This window comes from Leeuwenhoekiella parthenopeia (genome assembly GCF_020782115.1).
Taxonomy (GTDB): Bacteria; Bacteroidota; Bacteroidia; order Flavobacteriales; family Flavobacteriaceae; genus Leeuwenhoekiella; species Leeuwenhoekiella parthenopeia.
Window position 1 is genome coordinate 34206 of sequence record NZ_JAJGMW010000014.1, and the last position, 16816, is coordinate 51021.

Annotated in this window: 18 protein-coding genes, 1 other RNA gene and 1 pseudogene; 13 read left to right on the forward strand and 7 right to left on the reverse strand. The window is 40.7% G+C overall.

What is annotated here, in order from left to right; all coding sequences use genetic code 11:
* Nucleotides 1-131: 131 nt before the first annotated feature.
* Complete coding sequence (locus LLW17_RS11420) at nucleotides 132-1217, reverse strand: M42 family metallopeptidase (protein ID WP_262908984.1); 1086 nt, start codon at nucleotides 1215-1217, stop codon at nucleotides 132-134.
* A gap of 109 nt (nucleotides 1218-1326) precedes the next feature.
* Here LLW17_RS11420 and LLW17_RS11425 point away from each other — a divergent pair, with 109 nt between their 5' ends.
* The 11 genes from LLW17_RS11425 (at nucleotide 1327) to LLW17_RS11475 (ending at nucleotide 9995) form a co-directional block, all read left to right on the forward strand.
* Nucleotides 1327-2022, forward strand: a complete 696-nt coding sequence (locus tag LLW17_RS11425; protein WP_228230396.1) for a DUF4294 domain-containing protein — start codon at nucleotides 1327-1329, stop codon at nucleotides 2020-2022.
* Entirely contained in the window at nucleotides 2022-2174 is a 153-nt protein-coding gene (locus LLW17_RS11430) for a hypothetical protein (protein ID WP_228230397.1), read from the forward strand. The genes LLW17_RS11425 and LLW17_RS11430 overlap by 1 nt, the downstream gene beginning before the upstream one ends.
* A gap of 111 nt (nucleotides 2175-2285) precedes the next feature.
* The gene (pyrR, locus tag LLW17_RS11435) at nucleotides 2286-2825 is read left to right on the forward strand and encodes a bifunctional pyr operon transcriptional regulator/uracil phosphoribosyltransferase PyrR (protein WP_228230398.1); all 540 of its coding nucleotides are present in this window, start codon (nucleotides 2286-2288) and stop codon (nucleotides 2823-2825) included.
* Nucleotides 2826-2850: 25 nt separating this feature from the next.
* Nucleotides 2851-3783: an aspartate carbamoyltransferase catalytic subunit gene (locus LLW17_RS11440; protein WP_228230399.1), complete on the forward strand. Its 933-nt coding sequence runs from the start codon at nucleotides 2851-2853 to the stop codon at nucleotides 3781-3783.
* Nucleotides 3780-4115, forward strand: coding sequence for a ribonuclease Z (locus tag LLW17_RS11445; RefSeq protein ID WP_228230400.1), 336 nt, complete (start codon nucleotides 3780-3782; stop codon nucleotides 4113-4115). Before LLW17_RS11440 ends, LLW17_RS11445 begins: the two co-directional genes overlap by 4 nt.
* Nucleotides 4116-4193: 78 nt before the next feature.
* Entirely contained in the window at nucleotides 4194-5108 is a 915-nt protein-coding gene (locus tag LLW17_RS11450; protein ID WP_228230401.1) for a ribonuclease Z, read from the forward strand.
* Nucleotides 5109-5251: 143 nt separating this feature from the next.
* Nucleotides 5252-5896, forward strand: coding sequence for a pyridoxamine 5'-phosphate oxidase (pdxH, locus tag LLW17_RS11455; RefSeq protein ID WP_228230402.1), 645 nt, complete (start codon nucleotides 5252-5254; stop codon nucleotides 5894-5896).
* Nucleotides 5897-5907: 11 nt separating this feature from the next.
* A complete protein-coding gene (locus LLW17_RS11460) occupies nucleotides 5908-6393 on the forward strand; it encodes a SixA phosphatase family protein (RefSeq protein WP_228230403.1) in 486 nt (161 codons plus the stop codon).
* 17 nt (nucleotides 6394-6410) lie between these two features.
* Nucleotides 6411-8477, forward strand: a complete 2067-nt coding sequence (gene ppk1 / locus LLW17_RS11465; RefSeq protein ID WP_228230404.1) for a polyphosphate kinase 1 — start codon at nucleotides 6411-6413, stop codon at nucleotides 8475-8477.
* 3 nt (nucleotides 8478-8480) lie between these two features.
* Complete coding sequence (locus tag LLW17_RS11470; protein ID WP_228230405.1) at nucleotides 8481-9380, forward strand: Ppx/GppA phosphatase family protein; 900 nt, start codon at nucleotides 8481-8483, stop codon at nucleotides 9378-9380.
* Nucleotides 9381-9452: 72 nt separating this feature from the next.
* Nucleotides 9453-9995: a porin family protein gene (locus tag LLW17_RS11475; protein WP_228230406.1), complete on the forward strand. Its 543-nt coding sequence runs from the start codon at nucleotides 9453-9455 to the stop codon at nucleotides 9993-9995.
* Between the two features lie 65 nt (nucleotides 9996-10060).
* Here LLW17_RS11475 and LLW17_RS11480 read toward each other — a convergent pair whose 3' ends face one another.
* Nucleotides 10061-10642 carry a MiaE family protein gene (locus LLW17_RS11480; protein ID WP_228230407.1) on the reverse strand — a complete coding sequence of 194 codons (582 nt, stop codon included), beginning with the start codon at nucleotides 10640-10642 and terminating at the stop codon, nucleotides 10061-10063.
* A pseudogene (locus LLW17_RS11485) lies at nucleotides 10642-12392 on the reverse strand (DNA polymerase III subunit gamma/tau). Before LLW17_RS11485 ends, LLW17_RS11480 begins: the two are co-directional and overlap by 1 nt.
* 170 nt (nucleotides 12393-12562) lie before the next feature.
* Here LLW17_RS11485 and rnpB point away from each other — a divergent pair.
* Nucleotides 12563-12883: RNase P RNA component class A (gene rnpB, locus LLW17_RS11490), an RNA gene on the forward strand.
* Here rnpB and LLW17_RS11495 read toward each other — a convergent pair.
* Genes LLW17_RS11495 through LLW17_RS11510 form a run of 4 tightly spaced genes read right to left on the reverse strand, consistent with a single transcriptional unit; the run spans nucleotide 12884 to nucleotide 15265 of the window.
* Nucleotides 12884-13261 carry a hypothetical protein gene (locus tag LLW17_RS11495; protein WP_228230408.1) on the reverse strand — a complete coding sequence of 126 codons (378 nt, stop codon included), beginning with the start codon at nucleotides 13259-13261 and terminating at the stop codon, nucleotides 12884-12886. It lies immediately after the preceding RNA gene.
* A gap of 26 nt (nucleotides 13262-13287) precedes the next feature.
* A complete protein-coding gene (rsmD, locus tag LLW17_RS11500) occupies nucleotides 13288-13824 on the reverse strand; it encodes a 16S rRNA (guanine(966)-N(2))-methyltransferase RsmD (RefSeq protein WP_228230409.1) in 537 nt (178 codons plus the stop codon).
* 3 nt (nucleotides 13825-13827) lie between these two features.
* On the reverse strand, nucleotides 13828-14619 hold the full coding sequence (locus tag LLW17_RS11505; RefSeq protein WP_228230410.1) for a DUF3822 family protein: 792 nt from the start codon (nucleotides 14617-14619) through the stop codon (nucleotides 13828-13830).
* Complete coding sequence (locus tag LLW17_RS11510; protein ID WP_228230411.1) at nucleotides 14612-15265, reverse strand: hypothetical protein; 654 nt, start codon at nucleotides 15263-15265, stop codon at nucleotides 14612-14614. The genes LLW17_RS11505 and LLW17_RS11510 overlap by 8 nt, the downstream gene beginning before the upstream one ends.
* Nucleotides 15266-15382: 117 nt before the next feature.
* Here LLW17_RS11510 and LLW17_RS11515 point away from each other — a divergent pair, with 117 nt between their 5' ends.
* On the forward strand, nucleotides 15383-16816 hold the full coding sequence (locus tag LLW17_RS11515) for an ATP-dependent DNA helicase (protein WP_228230412.1): 1434 nt from the start codon (nucleotides 15383-15385) through the stop codon (nucleotides 16814-16816).

Below are 16816 nucleotides of genomic sequence, written 5' to 3' on the forward strand. Positions count from 1 at the left end.
GCCAAGAAACTGTGAAATAACTTTCAGTAAAATTGAAAGTTGAGGCCCGGTCATTTTGGCTAAAAATGAAAATACCCAAAGCACGAGTTGTGACTTCGGGTATTAGCATTGATGGTTAGCGTAAGCCTAATTTAGTCAAAATAACTAAAACTCTGACCGTCTTTAATTTTAAGTACGCTTTCGTAAATCATTTTAATCACATTTTCCACATCATCGCGATGCACCATTTCTACAGTGGTATGCATATAACGAAGCGGTAAACTAATCAAAGCCGAAGGCACACCACCGTTGCTGTACGCAAAAGCATCGGTGTCTGTACCGGTGGCACGGCTACACGCAGCGCGTTGAAACGGAATATTTTTTTCCTCGGCTGTCTCAATAATTAAATCGCGCAGCTTCTGCTGAATTGCCGGTGCATAAGAAATAACAGGACCATCGCCTATAGCAGCGTGACCGTTAGTTTTCTTCTCGATCATTGGGGTAGTGGTATCGTGGGTCACATCGGTTACAATGGCTACGTTGGGTTTAATGGTCTGGGTAATCATTTCCGCTCCGCGAAGCCCAATTTCTTCCTGTACCGAGTTTACCACGTAGAGTCCGAAATCTAATTTCTTGCCGTTTTCTTTAATTAAACGGGCTACTTCAGCAATCATAAAGCCACCCATACGGTTATCAAGCGCGCGGCAAACAAATTTATTTTTATTGAGGATGGTGAAGGTATCCGGGTAGGTGATCACACAACCTACGTGAACGCCCAGTTCTTCTACTTCCTTTTTGGTTTTGCATCCGGTGTCGATGAAGATATTGTCCTGTTTTGGAGCTTTCTCATCACTTTTGTCGCGGGTGTGAATTGCCGGCCAGCCAAAAACGCCTTTTACGATTCCGTTTTTAGTGTGAATGTTAACCAGCTTTGATGGGGCAATCTGATGATCGCTACCGCCGTTACGTATTACGTAGATCAAACCATCATCTGTAATGTAGTTTACATACCAGGAGATTTCATCAGCATGACCTTCAATCACCACTTTGTATTTTGCGTCCGGGTTGATAACACCTACCGCAGTACCATAGTTATCGGTGATAAAAGTATCTACATACGGCTTAAGATAGTTCATCCATATTTTCTGGCCTTCCCACTCGTAACCTGTGGGGGCGGCGTTATTGAGATAGGATTCTAAAAAGTCGAGGGACTTATCGTTTAAAATGCTTTTTGACATAATTTCAATTTTGTACGAAAGTAAGAATATTCATGCCAAAAGCATAAAGCAATCTGAGCGATTGTGTACTTTTGGAATGGTTTTCGATCTAATTAGAGAAAAGGAAAATTTGAAGAATTCTGTATACATACTCTTTCTGCTTTTAGGCTTTGTGACACGAGCTCAGACCACTCCTCCCGAAGTTGAAACAGATACTGTAGAACCACTCTACTATTATGTGGAAGGTGACAGTATTGCACGCTCAGCGATCTTTCTGGATGATGTGGTGGTGCTGGCGCGTTTAAAATTCAATGATGATGATGCCCGCCGCAGGTATTTGATTCTGAGACGTAAAACCCGAAAAGTATGGCCCTATGCAAAACTGGCAGGTGAACGTCTGGTGGAGCTCAATGCCCGTCTTGATGCTATGAAATCCAAGCGCGACAAAAAGCGTTATACCAAGATTATTCAGCGGTATGTGGAAGATGAATTTAAGGAAGAACTCAAAAAACTTACCCGAACCGAAGGTCAGATTTTAGTGAAACTGATGTATCGTCAAACCGGTCAGACTACCTTTGAGCTGATCAAAAACTACAGAAGTGGTTTAAAAGCGTTTCTGCTAAATACCACGGCCAGTTTTTTTGATATTTCCCTGAAGGAAATTTACGATCCGGTTAATGTGGAAGAAGATTATCTGATAGAAGATATTTTACAGCGTAGTTTTCAGCAGAAAATACTGGAGCCTCAGGATCCTGCGATTGAATTGAATTTTCTGGAGTTAACTAATAAATGGTATAAATCGAAGCCGAAGCAAGGTATTGACTGATGATGCGTATCTTTAAAGAGAACTGGCTTTACATTGTTGCAGCACTCATCACCTTGATTGGCCTTGTAACCGGTAAGTATTTCTTCCTGTTTTTGGTAATTCCATTTGGGTTTAATTTCTTTAGAAGCGATAAAAAAGACGAAGATGTCTGAATTTAAAGTCTGAGCGCCATTTCTCACATTCCTTCTTTAAACTCGCCTAAGCGGTAAAATTTCAATAAAAAAATAAATACCTTTGCGCTTCCAAACACCGTTGACCGTACTATGAGCCAGAAAACGCTGCTTAACGCAAAAGATATCAATATCATTCTCAATCGTCTGGCCTGTCAACTCATTGAAAATCACAAAGATTTTAAACAAACCGTTCTTATTGGGATTCAACCCCGGGGAATTTATGTGGCTGAGCGCATCAAAAAGCTTTTGGAGGCCGAGTATAAGATCGAAAGCATCAAGCTGGGTTATCTGGATATTACTTTCTTTAGAGACGACTTTAGAAGAGGGGATAAACCTCTTGAAGCTAATAAAACCCGTATCGATTTTGTGGTTGAAGATAAAAACGTGGTCTTTATTGATGACGTTTTATACACCGGCCGAAGCATCAATGCTGCCTTAACAGCAGTACAAAGCTTTGGTAGACCCAAAAATGTAGAACTGCTTACCCTTATAGACCGGCGTTTTAGCAGGCACCTGCCCATTCAGCCTACTTACAGGGGGCGACAGGTTGACGCGATTAATGAGGAAAAGGTCCTGGTAAAATGGGTTGAAAATGGTGGCGAAGATGCGGTTTACCTGGTTAATAAATAATTTAAGCCTAAAGAGATAATTAAAAATGAGCGAGCTTAGTGTCAATCACTTACTGGGAATAAAGTACATCACAAAAGCAGATATTGATCTCATTTTTGAAACCGCAGATCATTTTAAAGAGGTGATAAATCGTCCTATTAAGAAAGTGCCTTCGCTTCGGGACATCACGATTGCCAACCTCTTTTTCGAAAACAGTACCCGTACCAAACTTTCTTTTGAACTTGCCGAAAAACGCCTTAGTGCAGATGTGATTAACTTTTCTGCAGGAGCTTCATCTGTGAAGAAGGGAGAAACACTTATAGATACCGTAAACAATATTTTGTCTATGAAAGTAGATATGGTTGTGATGCGGCATCCCAATCCCGGAGCTGGAGTGTTTCTGTCTAAAAATATTAAGGCCAGTATCGTAAACGCCGGCGATGGTGCACACGAGCATCCTACTCAGGCATTGCTTGATGCCTATTCCATAACTAAAAAACTGGGCGGGATTGCCGGTAAAAAAATCGTCATTGTAGGCGATATTTTACACAGTAGGGTTGCGCTTTCCAATATTTTTGCCTTGAAACATCTAGGAGCAGAAGTGAAGGTGTGCGGTCCTAAAACGCTAATGCCTAAATACATTGAGTCTCTTGGGGTTAAAGTAGAATTAAACCTGATAAAGGCCTTAGAGTGGTGTGACGTGGCCAATATGCTTCGTGTTCAGAATGAACGAATGGATATCAGCTACTTTCCGTCAACCCGCGAATATACCCAGCAGTACGGTTTAGATAAAGAATTGCTTGACTCACTCAACAAGGAGATCGTAGTAATGCACCCGGGACCCATTAACCGTGGTGTTGAGATTACCAGTGATGTGGCAGACAGCAGCCAGTCTATTATTCTCAATCAGGTTGAAAATGGTGTGGCGATACGTATGGCCGTTATCTACCTGTTGGCTTCAAAAATTAAACAACAATGATTGTAACCAAAAAAGACACATATACCATTCTGGGCGATGAGGAAGACGGGATCAAAAGCTTCGCTTCCTTCCTGAAATTTATTATACCTAAAGCCTACGCTTCAGAAAATCTGGTGATTGACTTACTCAAGTATGAAAAACTAAGTCTGGAAGATTTATTATTGTTTTTACCTGTTTCTAATCAACAGCGTGCTGATAATAAGTCTTTTGTGATTGTAAATAAGGCAGTACATATTGACCGGGTTCCCGAAGAAATTATGGTTGTGCCTACTTTGGGCGAAGCCAAAGACGTTATTGAGCTTGAAGAAATACAGCGCGATCTGGGATTCTAAGCCACAAGAGGAAATACGATTTTTTTGTAAGAGAACTCGTGATGCCTTAACTTACCTAAAAACAAGTGCTAATTTTAAATGAAGCTTACCATTCTAGGTTGCTATGCAGCCACTCCACGTACGTTTACTAATCCTACTTCTCAGGTCCTGCAAATACGCAATCATCTTTTTTTGATTGATTGTGGTGAAGGCACTCAGGTAGAACTGCGTCGGAATAAGGTGAAGTTTTCTAAAATCAAACATATTTTTATTTCCCACTTACACGGCGACCATTTCTTTGGTTTAGTGGGCCTGATCAGTACTTTCAGACTGTTGAATCGTGAAAACGAATTGCATGTTTACGGCCCAAAAGGCATCAAAGAAGCTATAACGCTTCAGTTAAAGTTGGCCAATTCCTGGACCAATTATCCACTTTATTTTCACGAACTCGATAGCAAGGAGCCTCAATTGTTGTTTGAGGACGAGAAAGTTTCGGTAGAAACCATTCCTTTAAAACACCGAATCTATGCTAATGGATTTCTGTTTAAAGAAAAGCCGGGAGAACGTAAATTGAATATGAGTGCCGTCTTGAAGCGTAAAATAGATGTGGTGTATTACAAAAAGCTCAAACGCGGAATGGATATGACCCTCGAAGACGGAACGGTTATACCTAATGAAGAACTTACTTTTGATCCCGAACCGCCACGCAGCTACGCTTTTTGCAGCGACACGATTTATAAGCCAGATAATCTGCCTCAACTACAAGGGGTAACCGTGCTGTATCACGAGTCAACTTTTCTGGAAGCTCACGCCAAACTGGCTTTGCCTACCGGTCATTCTACAGCTATTGAAGCCGGAAAAATGGCCCGCGATGCCGGAGCTCAATATCTTATTTTAGGTCATTACAGTACCCGCTATCCTGATTTAACCTTGTTTGCCAATGAGGCTAAAACGGTATTTGATAACGTGCTTACGGCAGATGACGGGAAGGTTTTTGATTTTGACGAAGACTAAAAATTCTTTGCTTTTATACTTTACAGGTGCATTTTTGATTAGTTTTTTAATCACTTTTAGGAATACTTGTAATTTTCACGTAAAAGATTCCGTTCTGCTTTATAACTTTAGTGCATTCATGTAAATTGCTGGAAAATCCTGATATGGCCGAAGATTTAAGCGACTATAGAAAATCGTATGAATATAGCGAGTTAACGCGCGAACAGAGCGAATCAAATCCGTTTGATCAATTTAAAAAGTGGTTTGAAGAAGTAGAGCAGCGGGAGGGCGTTGATGAGGTCAATGCTATGACCATTTCCACAATTGGTCTCGATGGCTTTCCTAAGAACCGGGTGGTACTCCTGAAGAGTTATGACAAGGACGGCTTTATTTTTTACACCAATTACGACAGTGAAAAGGGCAGGGCACTAGCCGCAAATCCTAACATTTGTTTGTCTTTTTTCTGGCCCAATCTGGAGCGTCAGGTTATAATAAAAGGTACTGCCACACGTGTTGATGAAGAGACGTCAACACAGTATTTTCATAGCAGACCAAAAGGCAGCCAGCTGGGCGCCTGGGTTTCTCCTCAGAGTGCAATAATACCCAATAGGACCTTTCTGGAGGAGCGTCAGGAAAAATATGAAGAAGAGTTTAAAAATCAGGAGATACCCAGGCCTCCGCATTGGGGTGGGTATCGGGTAGCTCCCCAGTCTTTTGAATTTTGGCAGGGTAGGCCAAACCGCCTTCACGACCGGTTGCTGTACACGCGCCGGGACTCAGATTGGGACTGCAATCGCCTGGCTCCTTAAATTGACTAATTATGAAAACCATCTATCTGGTACGTCATGCCAAATCATCGTGGGAATATGAACTTGAGGATCATCAACGTCCTTTAAATGACAGAGGATTGCACGATGCTCCGCTTATGGGAGCTTATATACGGGAACGGATTGAGCTTCCTCAGCTCGTTCTAAGCAGTGATGCGGTACGTGCAAAAACAACGGCTATGTTGTATTTAAAGGAACTGGGTATTCCCGAAGAAGAGCTGAAGTTAGATAACCGTTTGTATGATTTTGGAGGTACAAGGCTGGACAAAGTGATTAAATCCTGTGATGATGGTGTAGATCGTTTGATGGTTTTTGGTCATAATAATGCCTTAACCTACTGGGTAAACCGATATGGGGATCTGGAAATCGAAAACGTTTCAACCGCCGCCTTTACCGCAATTCAATTCAAAGCAAAAAGCTGGTCTGATATAAGTAATGGTAAAACCATTTTGTATGTCAAACCCAAGCAACTTAAATAATGGATAACCGAATCAATATGTCAAGTCTTGAAGCAGATGAATCCCGATATATCAACCGTGAAATCAGCTGGCTACAGTTTAATGCCCGCGTTTTACAAGAAGCTGCAGACGAGACTGTACCGCTCATTGAGCGCTTACGTTTTGTAGGGATTTTCTCTAATAATCTGGATGAGTTTTTTAAAGTACGATATGCAACCGTAAAACGCATTGTTGAAGCCGGAAAAAAGGGGCGAAGAGCCCTGGGCGTTTATGCGGCAGATGAGTTGCTGGAGAAAATCACTAAAATAGTTATTAAACAGCAGGAAGAAAGCCTTAATATACTAGATGATATCCACCAGCGACTGAAGGATGAAGGCATCTATGTTATTAAAGAAAACGAAGTGCATTTTCCCGAACACTCTGAATACATCAAAAACTTTTTTACCGAAAAAGTAAGCCCTGCTCTGGTGACGATTGTGCTTCGCGACGATCTGGAGTTACCGCGTATTCAGGATCTTGAAGCCTATCTTACCATCAAAATGCGTAAAAAGGGTATGCGAAAACCCATCTATGCTCTGGTAGAAATACCCAGTGAATTAGACCGTTTTGTGGTGCTTCCACAGGTAGATGGTACAGATTATATTATGCTGCTTGATGATTTAATTCGGTATAATCTGGATTCGGTTTTCAGCATATTTGAGTACGACGACATTTCGGCTCATATGATTAAAATCACGCGTGATGCGGAGCTCGATTTAGAGTCTGATTTGGGTAAAAGTTTTATCGAGAAACTTTCAAAAAGTGTAAAAGGCAGGGAAGATGCAGAGCCGGTACGCTTTGTTTACGATCAGACCATAGACGATGCAACCCTTCAGTTTTTGTTGACCAAACTGGGAATCGAACAGTCAGACAGTATCATTCCCGGGGGACGCTACCACAACCGCAAGGATTATATGGATTTTCCCAGTCTGGGCAGAACCGATTTGCTTTATGCCAAACAAAAACCCCTGCTCATAAACGGAATCAGTCTTAACGACAGCATGTTTAAACGGGTTGCCGAAAAGGACTTTTTACAGTACACGCCTTATCATACCTTTGCCTACGTTATTAAATTTCTTCGGGAAGCTGCGCTTGACCCCAAGGTAAAAACCATTAAAATAACCATTTACCGTTTGGCAAAACTGAGCCATGTAGCCAGTGCGCTTATCAATGCAGCCAAGAACGGAAAAGAAGTAACGGTACAAATAGAATTGCGTGCGCGTTTTGACGAGGAGTCCAATATGCGCTACGCGAAACAAATGCAGGATGAAGGTGTGAAACTCATTTTTGGGGTTCCCGGACTCAAAGTTCACAGTAAGGTTTGTGTGATTGAGCGTCTTGAAGGTGCCCGACTCAAGCGCTACGGCTTCATCAGTACCGGAAACTTTAATGGGATGACCGCGCGTATTTACACAGATTACACCTTGTTTACAGCCAATAAGCAAATACTTAAAGACCTGTCTAAACTCTTCAATTTCTTCGATACCAATTATATCGTAAACACCTATCAACATCTTATTATCTCTCCGCATTACGCCCGCAACAGCTTTTATAAACTAATTGATAATGAGATTAGAAAAGTTAAAAGCGGCGGCAAAGGTTATATTAGGCTGAAGCTTAACAGCATGTCTAATTATGCAATCATAGATCGTTTGTACGCTGCCAGCCAGGCGGGTGTAAAGATCGATCTTATCGTGCGTGGCGTTTGTTGTTTGATTCCCGGCGTAAAGGGGATGAGCGAAAATATAGAGCTCATCAGTATCGTTGATAAATTTTTGGAACATCCACGCGTGATGATTTTTGGAGAAGAAGGCGATGAGAAGGTTTTTATTTCATCTTCCGACTGGATGACGCGTAACCTCGATAACCGTGTAGAAGTAACCTGCCCCATTTATGATGAGGATATTAAACAGGAAACTATTGAGACCTACACCATTTGCTGGAATGATAATGTGAAGGCAAGACAAATAACCGCGGCTCAGGATAATGCCTACCGTAAGAATGATGAAGTGCCGCTTCGGTCACAGTTTGCTACTTATGATTACTACCTAAATAAACTTAATTAGTACATGCTCCAATTAAAAAAATACGGCGCCATTGACATTGGTTCAAACGCAATTCGCCTGCTGGTGGCAAATGTTGTAGAATCTGATGGCAATGACCCTGTCTTTCGTAAAAACTCCTTGGTACGGGTGCCCATACGTCTGGGAGCTGATGTTTTTAAAGAAAAACGTATTTCCGAAGAAAACATCACGAGAATGATAGACACTATGGAAGCTTTTAAGCTTTTGATGCGATCACACCGTGTAAGTGAATACAGAGCTTGCGCTACCAGTGCAATGCGGGAAGCTGAAAATGGAGATGAAGTAGTCAAAATCATTAAAAAGAAAACCGGTGTAACCATCAAGATCATTAACGGTAACGATGAGGCAGCTATCATAGCCAATACTGACCTGCAATCGCTGATAACCTCAGACCGGTCGTATCTCTATGTGGATGTAGGAGGAGGAAGTACCGAATTTACGCTGTACAGCGGAGGAGAGGTAACCGCTTCGCGCTCCTTTAAACTTGGAACTGTGCGTATTTTAGAAGGTCTTGTAGGTCATACCATTTGGGAAGAGGTGGAGAACTGGATCAAGGAAGTGACCAAAGGACATACTAAAATTGACCTTATAGGCTCTGGTGGAAACATCAATAAAATCTTTAAGTTAAGCGGTAAGAAAGAGGGCAAGCCACTTACGTATTTTTATATGGTAAGCTTCTATGAATTCCTACAATCGTACACCTACGAAGAGCGTGTAATCGAGTTGGGGCTAAATCTCGACCGGGCTGACGTAATCGTCCCGGCTACAAGGATTTACCTATCGGCTATGAAATGGAGCAGGGCCAAAAATATTCACGTTCCAAAGATAGGATTGTCAGATGGCATTATAAAATCGCTCTACAACGATAAAAGACAGGTTGTTTAGTAAGAAACTAAAAATTATACTAATATTGTTTCGCCCAACTTATTGAATTTCAATAAACTTAAAACTTTAATTATGAAAAGACTTTTACTTGGGATTGCACTCCTTTTTGCCGTAGGTTCGTTTGCACAGAGCGTAAGATACGGGGTGAAAGCGGGAATTAATTTTTCTACCTTACAAGGTGATGATTTTGATAACGCCTCCGGAAGGTATGGTTTTGCTGCCGGTTTCTTTGCTCAAATACCATTAAGTGAGTCGCTTAAATTTCAGCCTGAACTTTTGTATTCAGGTCAGGGAATCAAGCCAAACTCCTTACCAGGTAGTGTGTATGCAGAGCGCGCAGAGCTAGATTATTTACAATTGCCATTACTGCTTAGCTTTAACGCAGGAAAAGTTTATTTTCAGGTAGGTCCACAGGTTGGATTGGGAATCTGGAATTCTTTCAATAATGAAACCTATAAGAACTACGACATTTCAGGACTGGGAGGTATTGGTTACCAAATAATGGATGGCTTATCAATTGAAGCGCGTTACAGTATGGGCTTTATGGATGTGGTTAACGGGCCTGCTGAAGGAAAGAACAGCTACTTTGCAATTATGGCTGCTTACCGTCTGTAAAAACAGAATTTATCTTTATAAAACAAAAAGGAGCTATTTAATAGCTCCTTTTTGTTTTATGAGATTTACCCGTGTATGGTTTGATCCTTACCAAGATCTTTCATAATCTCGGCTTCATAAGAGAGTAAGTCGTGCCACTTGGCGTTGACTTCTTCTTCGTCACCGTATTTACGCGCAAATTTTAAAAACATGGTATAGTGATTGGCTTCGCTTACCATTAAATTATGATAAAACGTACGCAGCTCAGGATCTTCCAGTTCTTTAGATAAAAGTCTGAAACGTTCGCAGCTGCGGGCTTCGATGAGGGCAGCATACAATAAACGATTTACCAGTTGGGTTGTTCTGCTTCCGCCTTTGGGAAAAAACTGAAGCAACTTATTTACATATAAATCTTTACGATCATAACCCAAAGTGTTGCCACGAGATATAATCTTATCGTGCACCAATTTAAAGTGGCTTATTTCTTCTTTTACCAAAGCGATCATTTCCTGCACAAGCTCTGTATATTCGGGAAACGAAACGATAAGTGAAATAGCGGTAGAGGCTGCCTTTTGCTCACAAAAAGCGTGGTCTGAGAGAATATCATCGATATTCATTTCGACAATATTGACCCATCTGGGGTCTGTGGGTAGTTTTAGTCCTAACATCAGATATCTAGATCAAAAGTTTTACGTAACAATTCAAGGTCGGGGTTTTTACCTTTCAGCTTCTCATATTTTTCGCGGGTGGTGTAGGCATATTTGCGTTCTGCAGTTTCATTGACCGTTATTTCAATAACGATATCATAATTGCGAAGTCTTCTTTTTAAAAACTCAAGTAAACCACCTTGTGCCCGTTCCAGTTCAATTTTCATCGTCTCATTTGGAAATTCCAGATGAATGGTGGTTCCTTCAAGTGTTGGAGTGTCTGTTTCCAGATTGGAGGCGAGTATTTTTTCGCCTTTCTTTTGCAAGCGGGCCACATAGTCTTTCCAGGCTGCCTGCATGGCAATTTCGGTAAAAGGTTCCCGGGGCAATTTACTTATATCAACTTCTTCAGCCGTTTGCTTCTCAAGTATTTCTTTCTTGCGTTTTAAACCTTTAAGCGAAAGGCCCGATACGGGTTTCTTTGCTAAAATGGGTGCAGAAGCCGTATTAACGGGTTCAGTTGGCTGCGTTTGTTCAGCACTGCTTGCAACCTTTTCTTCTATTGGTGCTGAAGCAGCTACGGTTTCTTGAGCTTGTTTTTCAGGTCTGGTTGCGGCTTCGGCCTTCTGTGTGTTTGCCGGACGCACCGGAACGGCGTTCTTAAAATAACTCGCAGGAATTATGAAATCAGAGGCTTTTTTTTTTCTCCATCAAAAGTGATAGAGGCCATTTGCATCAAACATAACTCAACCAGCAGGCGGGGATTGCGGCTGGTTCGATATTTTAAGTCGCAGTCATTTGCTTTATCGAGTGCCTGCATAAGAAAGCCTGAACTGGTTTTTTCGGCTTGTTCTTTGTACTTTTTTTTAGTTCCTTCACCTACCTCAAGCAAGGCAATCGTATCAGGATTTTTACAAACCATCAGATCCCTGAAGTGAGAAGCCAGACCGGCTATGAAATGATGCCCATCAAAGCCGCGGGATAAAATTTCATTAAAGTTTAAAAGCAGCTGCGGGATATTATTTTCTACCAATAAATCGGTAATCTCAAAATAGGTGTCATAATCCAGAACATTGAGATTTTCGGTAACTGCTGCTCGTGTAAGATTATCTCCGCAAAAACTCACAACACGGTCAAAGGTTGATAGCGCATCTCGCAAAGCCCCGTCTGCTTTTTGAGCAATAATGTGTAAGGCTTCTTCTTCGGCGGTGATACCTTCCTGTTTTGCGATATCCACAAGATGCTCCCGAATATCTTTAACGGTTATTCGTTTGAAATCAAATATTTGACAACGCGATAAAATCGTTGGAATTATCTTGTGTTTTTCGGTAGTTGCCAGGATAAAAATGGCGTGTTTCGGAGGTTCTTCCAGCGTTTTTAAGAAAGCATTAAAAGCTGCCGATGACAGCATATGAACCTCATCTATGATATAAACCTTGTAGTTACCTACCTGAGGAGCGATACGTACCTGGTCTATAAGGTTACGTATATCATCAACCGAGTTGTTTGAAGCAGCATCGAGCTCAAAAATATTGAAGGCATAGTCTTCGTGCTCGTCAACCTCCTCATCAGCTTCCTGATTTATTTTTTTTGCTAAAATACGTGCGCAGGTGGTTTTGCCTACTCCTCGCGGACCTGTAAAAAGCAATGCCTGAGCGAGGTGATTATTTTTTATGGCATTCTCCAGCGTATTTGTAATAGCCTGTTGTCCTACCACGTCTTTAAACGTCGCAGGTCTGTATTTTCGGGCTGATACGATAAATTGTTCCACAAATGCTTTTTTAGAGAATGAAGACCTTTTTTAGGTCTGTAAGCAAAGATAAAGATACCAATACCAAAATGCATAGGTACACGGTATTTTTGCGAACGTCTTATCAACAATTCAATTTAAAACTACAGCGATAAGCAGCAGGGTATTCTATAGAAAGCGTACTTTTACCGCAAGCAGACCGCCTTATCGCTTTAGATCTGTAAACAGCTCTAAGGAGGAAAGTCCGGACACCACAGGGAGGCATAGCGGCTAACGGCCGTCGGGCTTAGTTTAAGTCAAGGACCAGTGCAACAGAAAGGATGTACAGGTAATGCTGTAGTGAAATCAGGTAAACTCTATGCGGTGCAATGTCATGTAAACCGGCAATTAAGTGCGTCCCGTGCGATGCCGGAGGGTAGACAGATAGAGCTTTTGAGCAATCAAAAGTCCAGATAAATGATAAGGTATTACTTCGGTAAGAACAGAATCCGGCTTACAGGTCTGCTTTTTATTTATGCTACTGTTTTTTCGGCCCAGTCGATAGCTTCCTTCAGCGTTGCAAAAATCTGAACATTTTTGGTCATAAAGTTTTTCTCAAACTGTGCAGTTTTCAATTTTGATTCAGTCTCAGTTACCAACGCCACCGCAATCATATTGTCATTACTGATGCAGTTTAAATAGTCTATGGGATTAACGTTGTAGTCTGTCTTACGATTGGAGATGTAGACAAATTTTTGGTTTGAACCGTAGTGTTCTTCTATTAGAACGAGAGCTTCCATAAAAAGTTCCCGAGTTACATAGCTTCCTTCCTTAACTTCAGAAATGACATACTTGTCAAAGAAACTGAGTATACAAAAACTTAAATCGTATTTCTTTGCTTCGGTATTCATAAATAGTAAGACTTAAAAAACGGGATTTAGTGTTGAAAGAAGCTAAATGCACTACCTCCATACTTACGGAGTTCTTTAAAGTTACGAATATTCTGTAGATCAGTGTGTTTACTGTGTTCTAAAATTAAGGAACCTTCAGCCTTCAGCAAATTATGGTCAAAAACCAATTCTACAATTTTTATGAATTGAGCGTCCTCAAAATCATAAGGAGGATCAGCAAAAATAAGATCGTAGGCTGCTGTCTCACGACCTAAAAAATCATATACATCAGACTTAAGCGTCTCAATGGGCATTTCTAAAGTTGATGCAGTCTCATTTATATATTTTACACAGCCGGAATGTGCATCTACAGCTGTAATGGCTTCTGCACCTCTGGAGGCAAATTCATAACTGATATTGCCTGTACCGGCAAAAAGGTCGAGTACTTTAAGGCTACTAAACTGATAACGGTTTCTGAGAATATTAAAAAGCGATTCTTTGGCCATATCTGTTGTAGGTCTTACCGGTAGTTTTTTTGGTGCGATAAGACGTCTTCCTTTGTGAATTCCGCTAATGATTCTCATAATTTAGGTGTATTGCAGGTAGGTGTTTTTAAGTGCAGTAGATCGGGTGTTGGCTTGCTCTATGCGCACGTTTCTGATGTAATCATAAATCAGGTTATAGATCGCATCGTTCTCGCTGACTATTCCGTGCAGGACTATTGGATTTACTTCGGGATCTAACTGTAATTGCTCATAACAATATAGAATATAATACACACAATCTGCTGCATTCTCATAGTTAAACCTATTATTGAGAAGGAGTTGGTCATTTTTGTGCGCGATTACAGCAATTGAAGTTTCAGATATATGCACATGAACTTGTTTTATCCCGTCGTTTTGGTCTTTGCTGCTTAAAATGGAGCTCAAAAATACCGTTTGGCTATGAAAAAAAGTGAAGGTGCCAAAATGATCAAAAAAGAAATTATTGATGTTAGAAAACGGGATGTAAACATTTATGAGTTTAAAATCATCCAGTTCATCAAAGACTGTAAAGTCGGTTTTTAAAATTTTGGTATTGAATTTTAGATAGTCGGCAAGGTTGTTTTGATCAAAAAGGCTTTCGGGTACCAGAGTAAAAAGCTCGTTGTCGTAAATCACCACAACCTCTTTAAATGTGTTGTTGAGCAATGGTAGCGCTGCGAAAATTTCTTTGATTTTGATCAAAGCCTGCTCGGGAGCCTGTATGTGGTCAAATTGAAACGAGTCTGATTCAACACACGTGGAGTCTGAATCATTTTTGACATAAAAAGAAAATCCATCCAAGCTAACTTGGATGGATAGTATGTGATTTTCAGGATCTTGAATGTTTTTATTCATCCGCATCCCCGTAACTCTTAGGCCAGTTACCGGCTGTTTTAACTTCGGTCATTGAACCTACAGTAAGATAGGCACCATTTACACCTTCTACAGAAACAACCTGCTTCTCTTTAGCTACATAATCTTTTGGCTGATCTGCAAGAAGAATATCTTTTGAAACTTTAGCTTCAAAAACAGGAATTGGCACATCACTCTTAAGAATGGTACCTGCATCCATTTCGAATTTTGCATCAGCAACAGGACCGGGAACATTCATCATGGTCTTGTAACGATCTGTACCTTGAAAAAGTGAATCTTTTACAGAGCGGAAACCTAAAGTATCGATAATGGTGATTTCTTTGTTTGTGTCTACTCGGTATCTTCTGGTTAGTTCTTCATCTAATACCAAGGTGTCGCGGCGTTCAGTTAGAACAAATTCTGCAGTATCAATAAATTCAATTAATTGATTGAAATCTTTGGCGAATTTACCGGTTAGCTGTCTGTAGGCTAATTGAGATTTCTGAATATCTTTAAGCTTATTTACTGCTTTTTGGTAGCGAACGACTTTAAGATCGTTAAACTTTACTTCTCCATAAACAGAGTTAAAAAGTAAATATCCTAATACCCCGATAATTACCCAAAGTACTAACTGAAATACTATTTTCATTCGATGTGTGGTTTTTGATTTTAATAAAGGTTATAAGCAAATCTACAATTTTTTTTTAATCGTTAAAGGATATCCCCCTAAATTTCCTTAGTATCTTTACCCTCAAGATAACCAGACATGAAGCTAGACGAGCACGTATTTTATAAGCTTTTACTTCAGGATTTTCCCTTTCAGCCTACCGAAAAACAGAACCTTTTGCTAATGCAACTGAGTAGTTTTTTGTTTGATGCTAAAAAAGATAATCTATTTGTACTTAAGGGATATGCGGGTACCGGAAAAACCACACTCATAGGTACTTTGGTGAAAAATCTGTGGAAAATTAAAATGTCTTCGGTACAAATGGCACCTACGGGACGTGCTGCAAAAGTGATCTCCAGCTACAGTGATAAACCTGCACAGACCATACACCGTAAGATTTATTATCCAAAAAAAGAACGGGGAGGGGGTGTTTCATTCACTTTGCAGCGCAACAAGCATCGCGATACTTTATTTATCGTTGATGAGGCATCCATGATATCAGACAATGCTTCTGAGTCAAAGCTTTTTGAAAACGGCTCATTGCTAGATGATCTTATGCTTTATGTATATAGTGGTCATAACTGCAAACTTTTGCTGATAGGAGATGAAGCCCAGCTACCACCGGTTAAAATGGAACTTAGCCCGGCTCTCGACACCAAAAGTCTTGGACTTCAGTATAATAAAACCATTCAGACGATAGAGCTTGATGAAGTTATGCGGCAGGCAGAAACCAGCGGGATTTTAAAAAATGCCACACGCATACGGGAGTTTATGAATGATGCACTATATGAAGATTTCAGGTTTGACCTAAGTGGTCAAAGCGATGTTGTGCGTCTTATTGACGGACACGAAATTTTAGATGCCCTTAGTGACTCTTATCGCGAGTACGGTAATGAAGGTACCGCAATCATAGTGCGGTCAAACAAGCGGGCAAATTTGTACAACCAGCAGATTCGGTCTCGTATTTTGTTTAAAGAAGAAGAGGTGAGTGCGGGCGATTATTTTATGGTGGTCAAAAACAATTATTTTTGGCTTGATACCAAAAGTGATGCGGGTTTTATTGCAAATGGTGATATTATCGAAATCCTCGAAATTTACAGTATCAAAGAATTGTATGGTTTTCGCTTTGCGGAAGTCACCGTAAAAATGACCGATTATCCCAATTTACCTGCCTTTGAAACCGTATTGCTTCTTGATACGCTTACCTCAGAAACCCCATCATTGCCTTATGAAGACTCAAACAGGCTCTATCAGGAAGTGATGAAAGATTATGAGGACGAAACCTCCAAGTACAAGAAGTTTATGAAAGTAAAAAACAATAAATACTTCAATGCCTTGCAGGTTAAATTTTCTTACGCCATAACCTGCCATAAATCACAGGGTGGGCAGTGGGATACCATTATGATCGAACAGCCCTATTTGCGAGACGGGATGAACAAAGATTACCTGCGCTGGCTTTATACTGCCGTTACCCGTGCTCAGAAAAAACTGTATCTTATAGGTTTTAAAGATGAAATGTTTTTAGACCTCTGA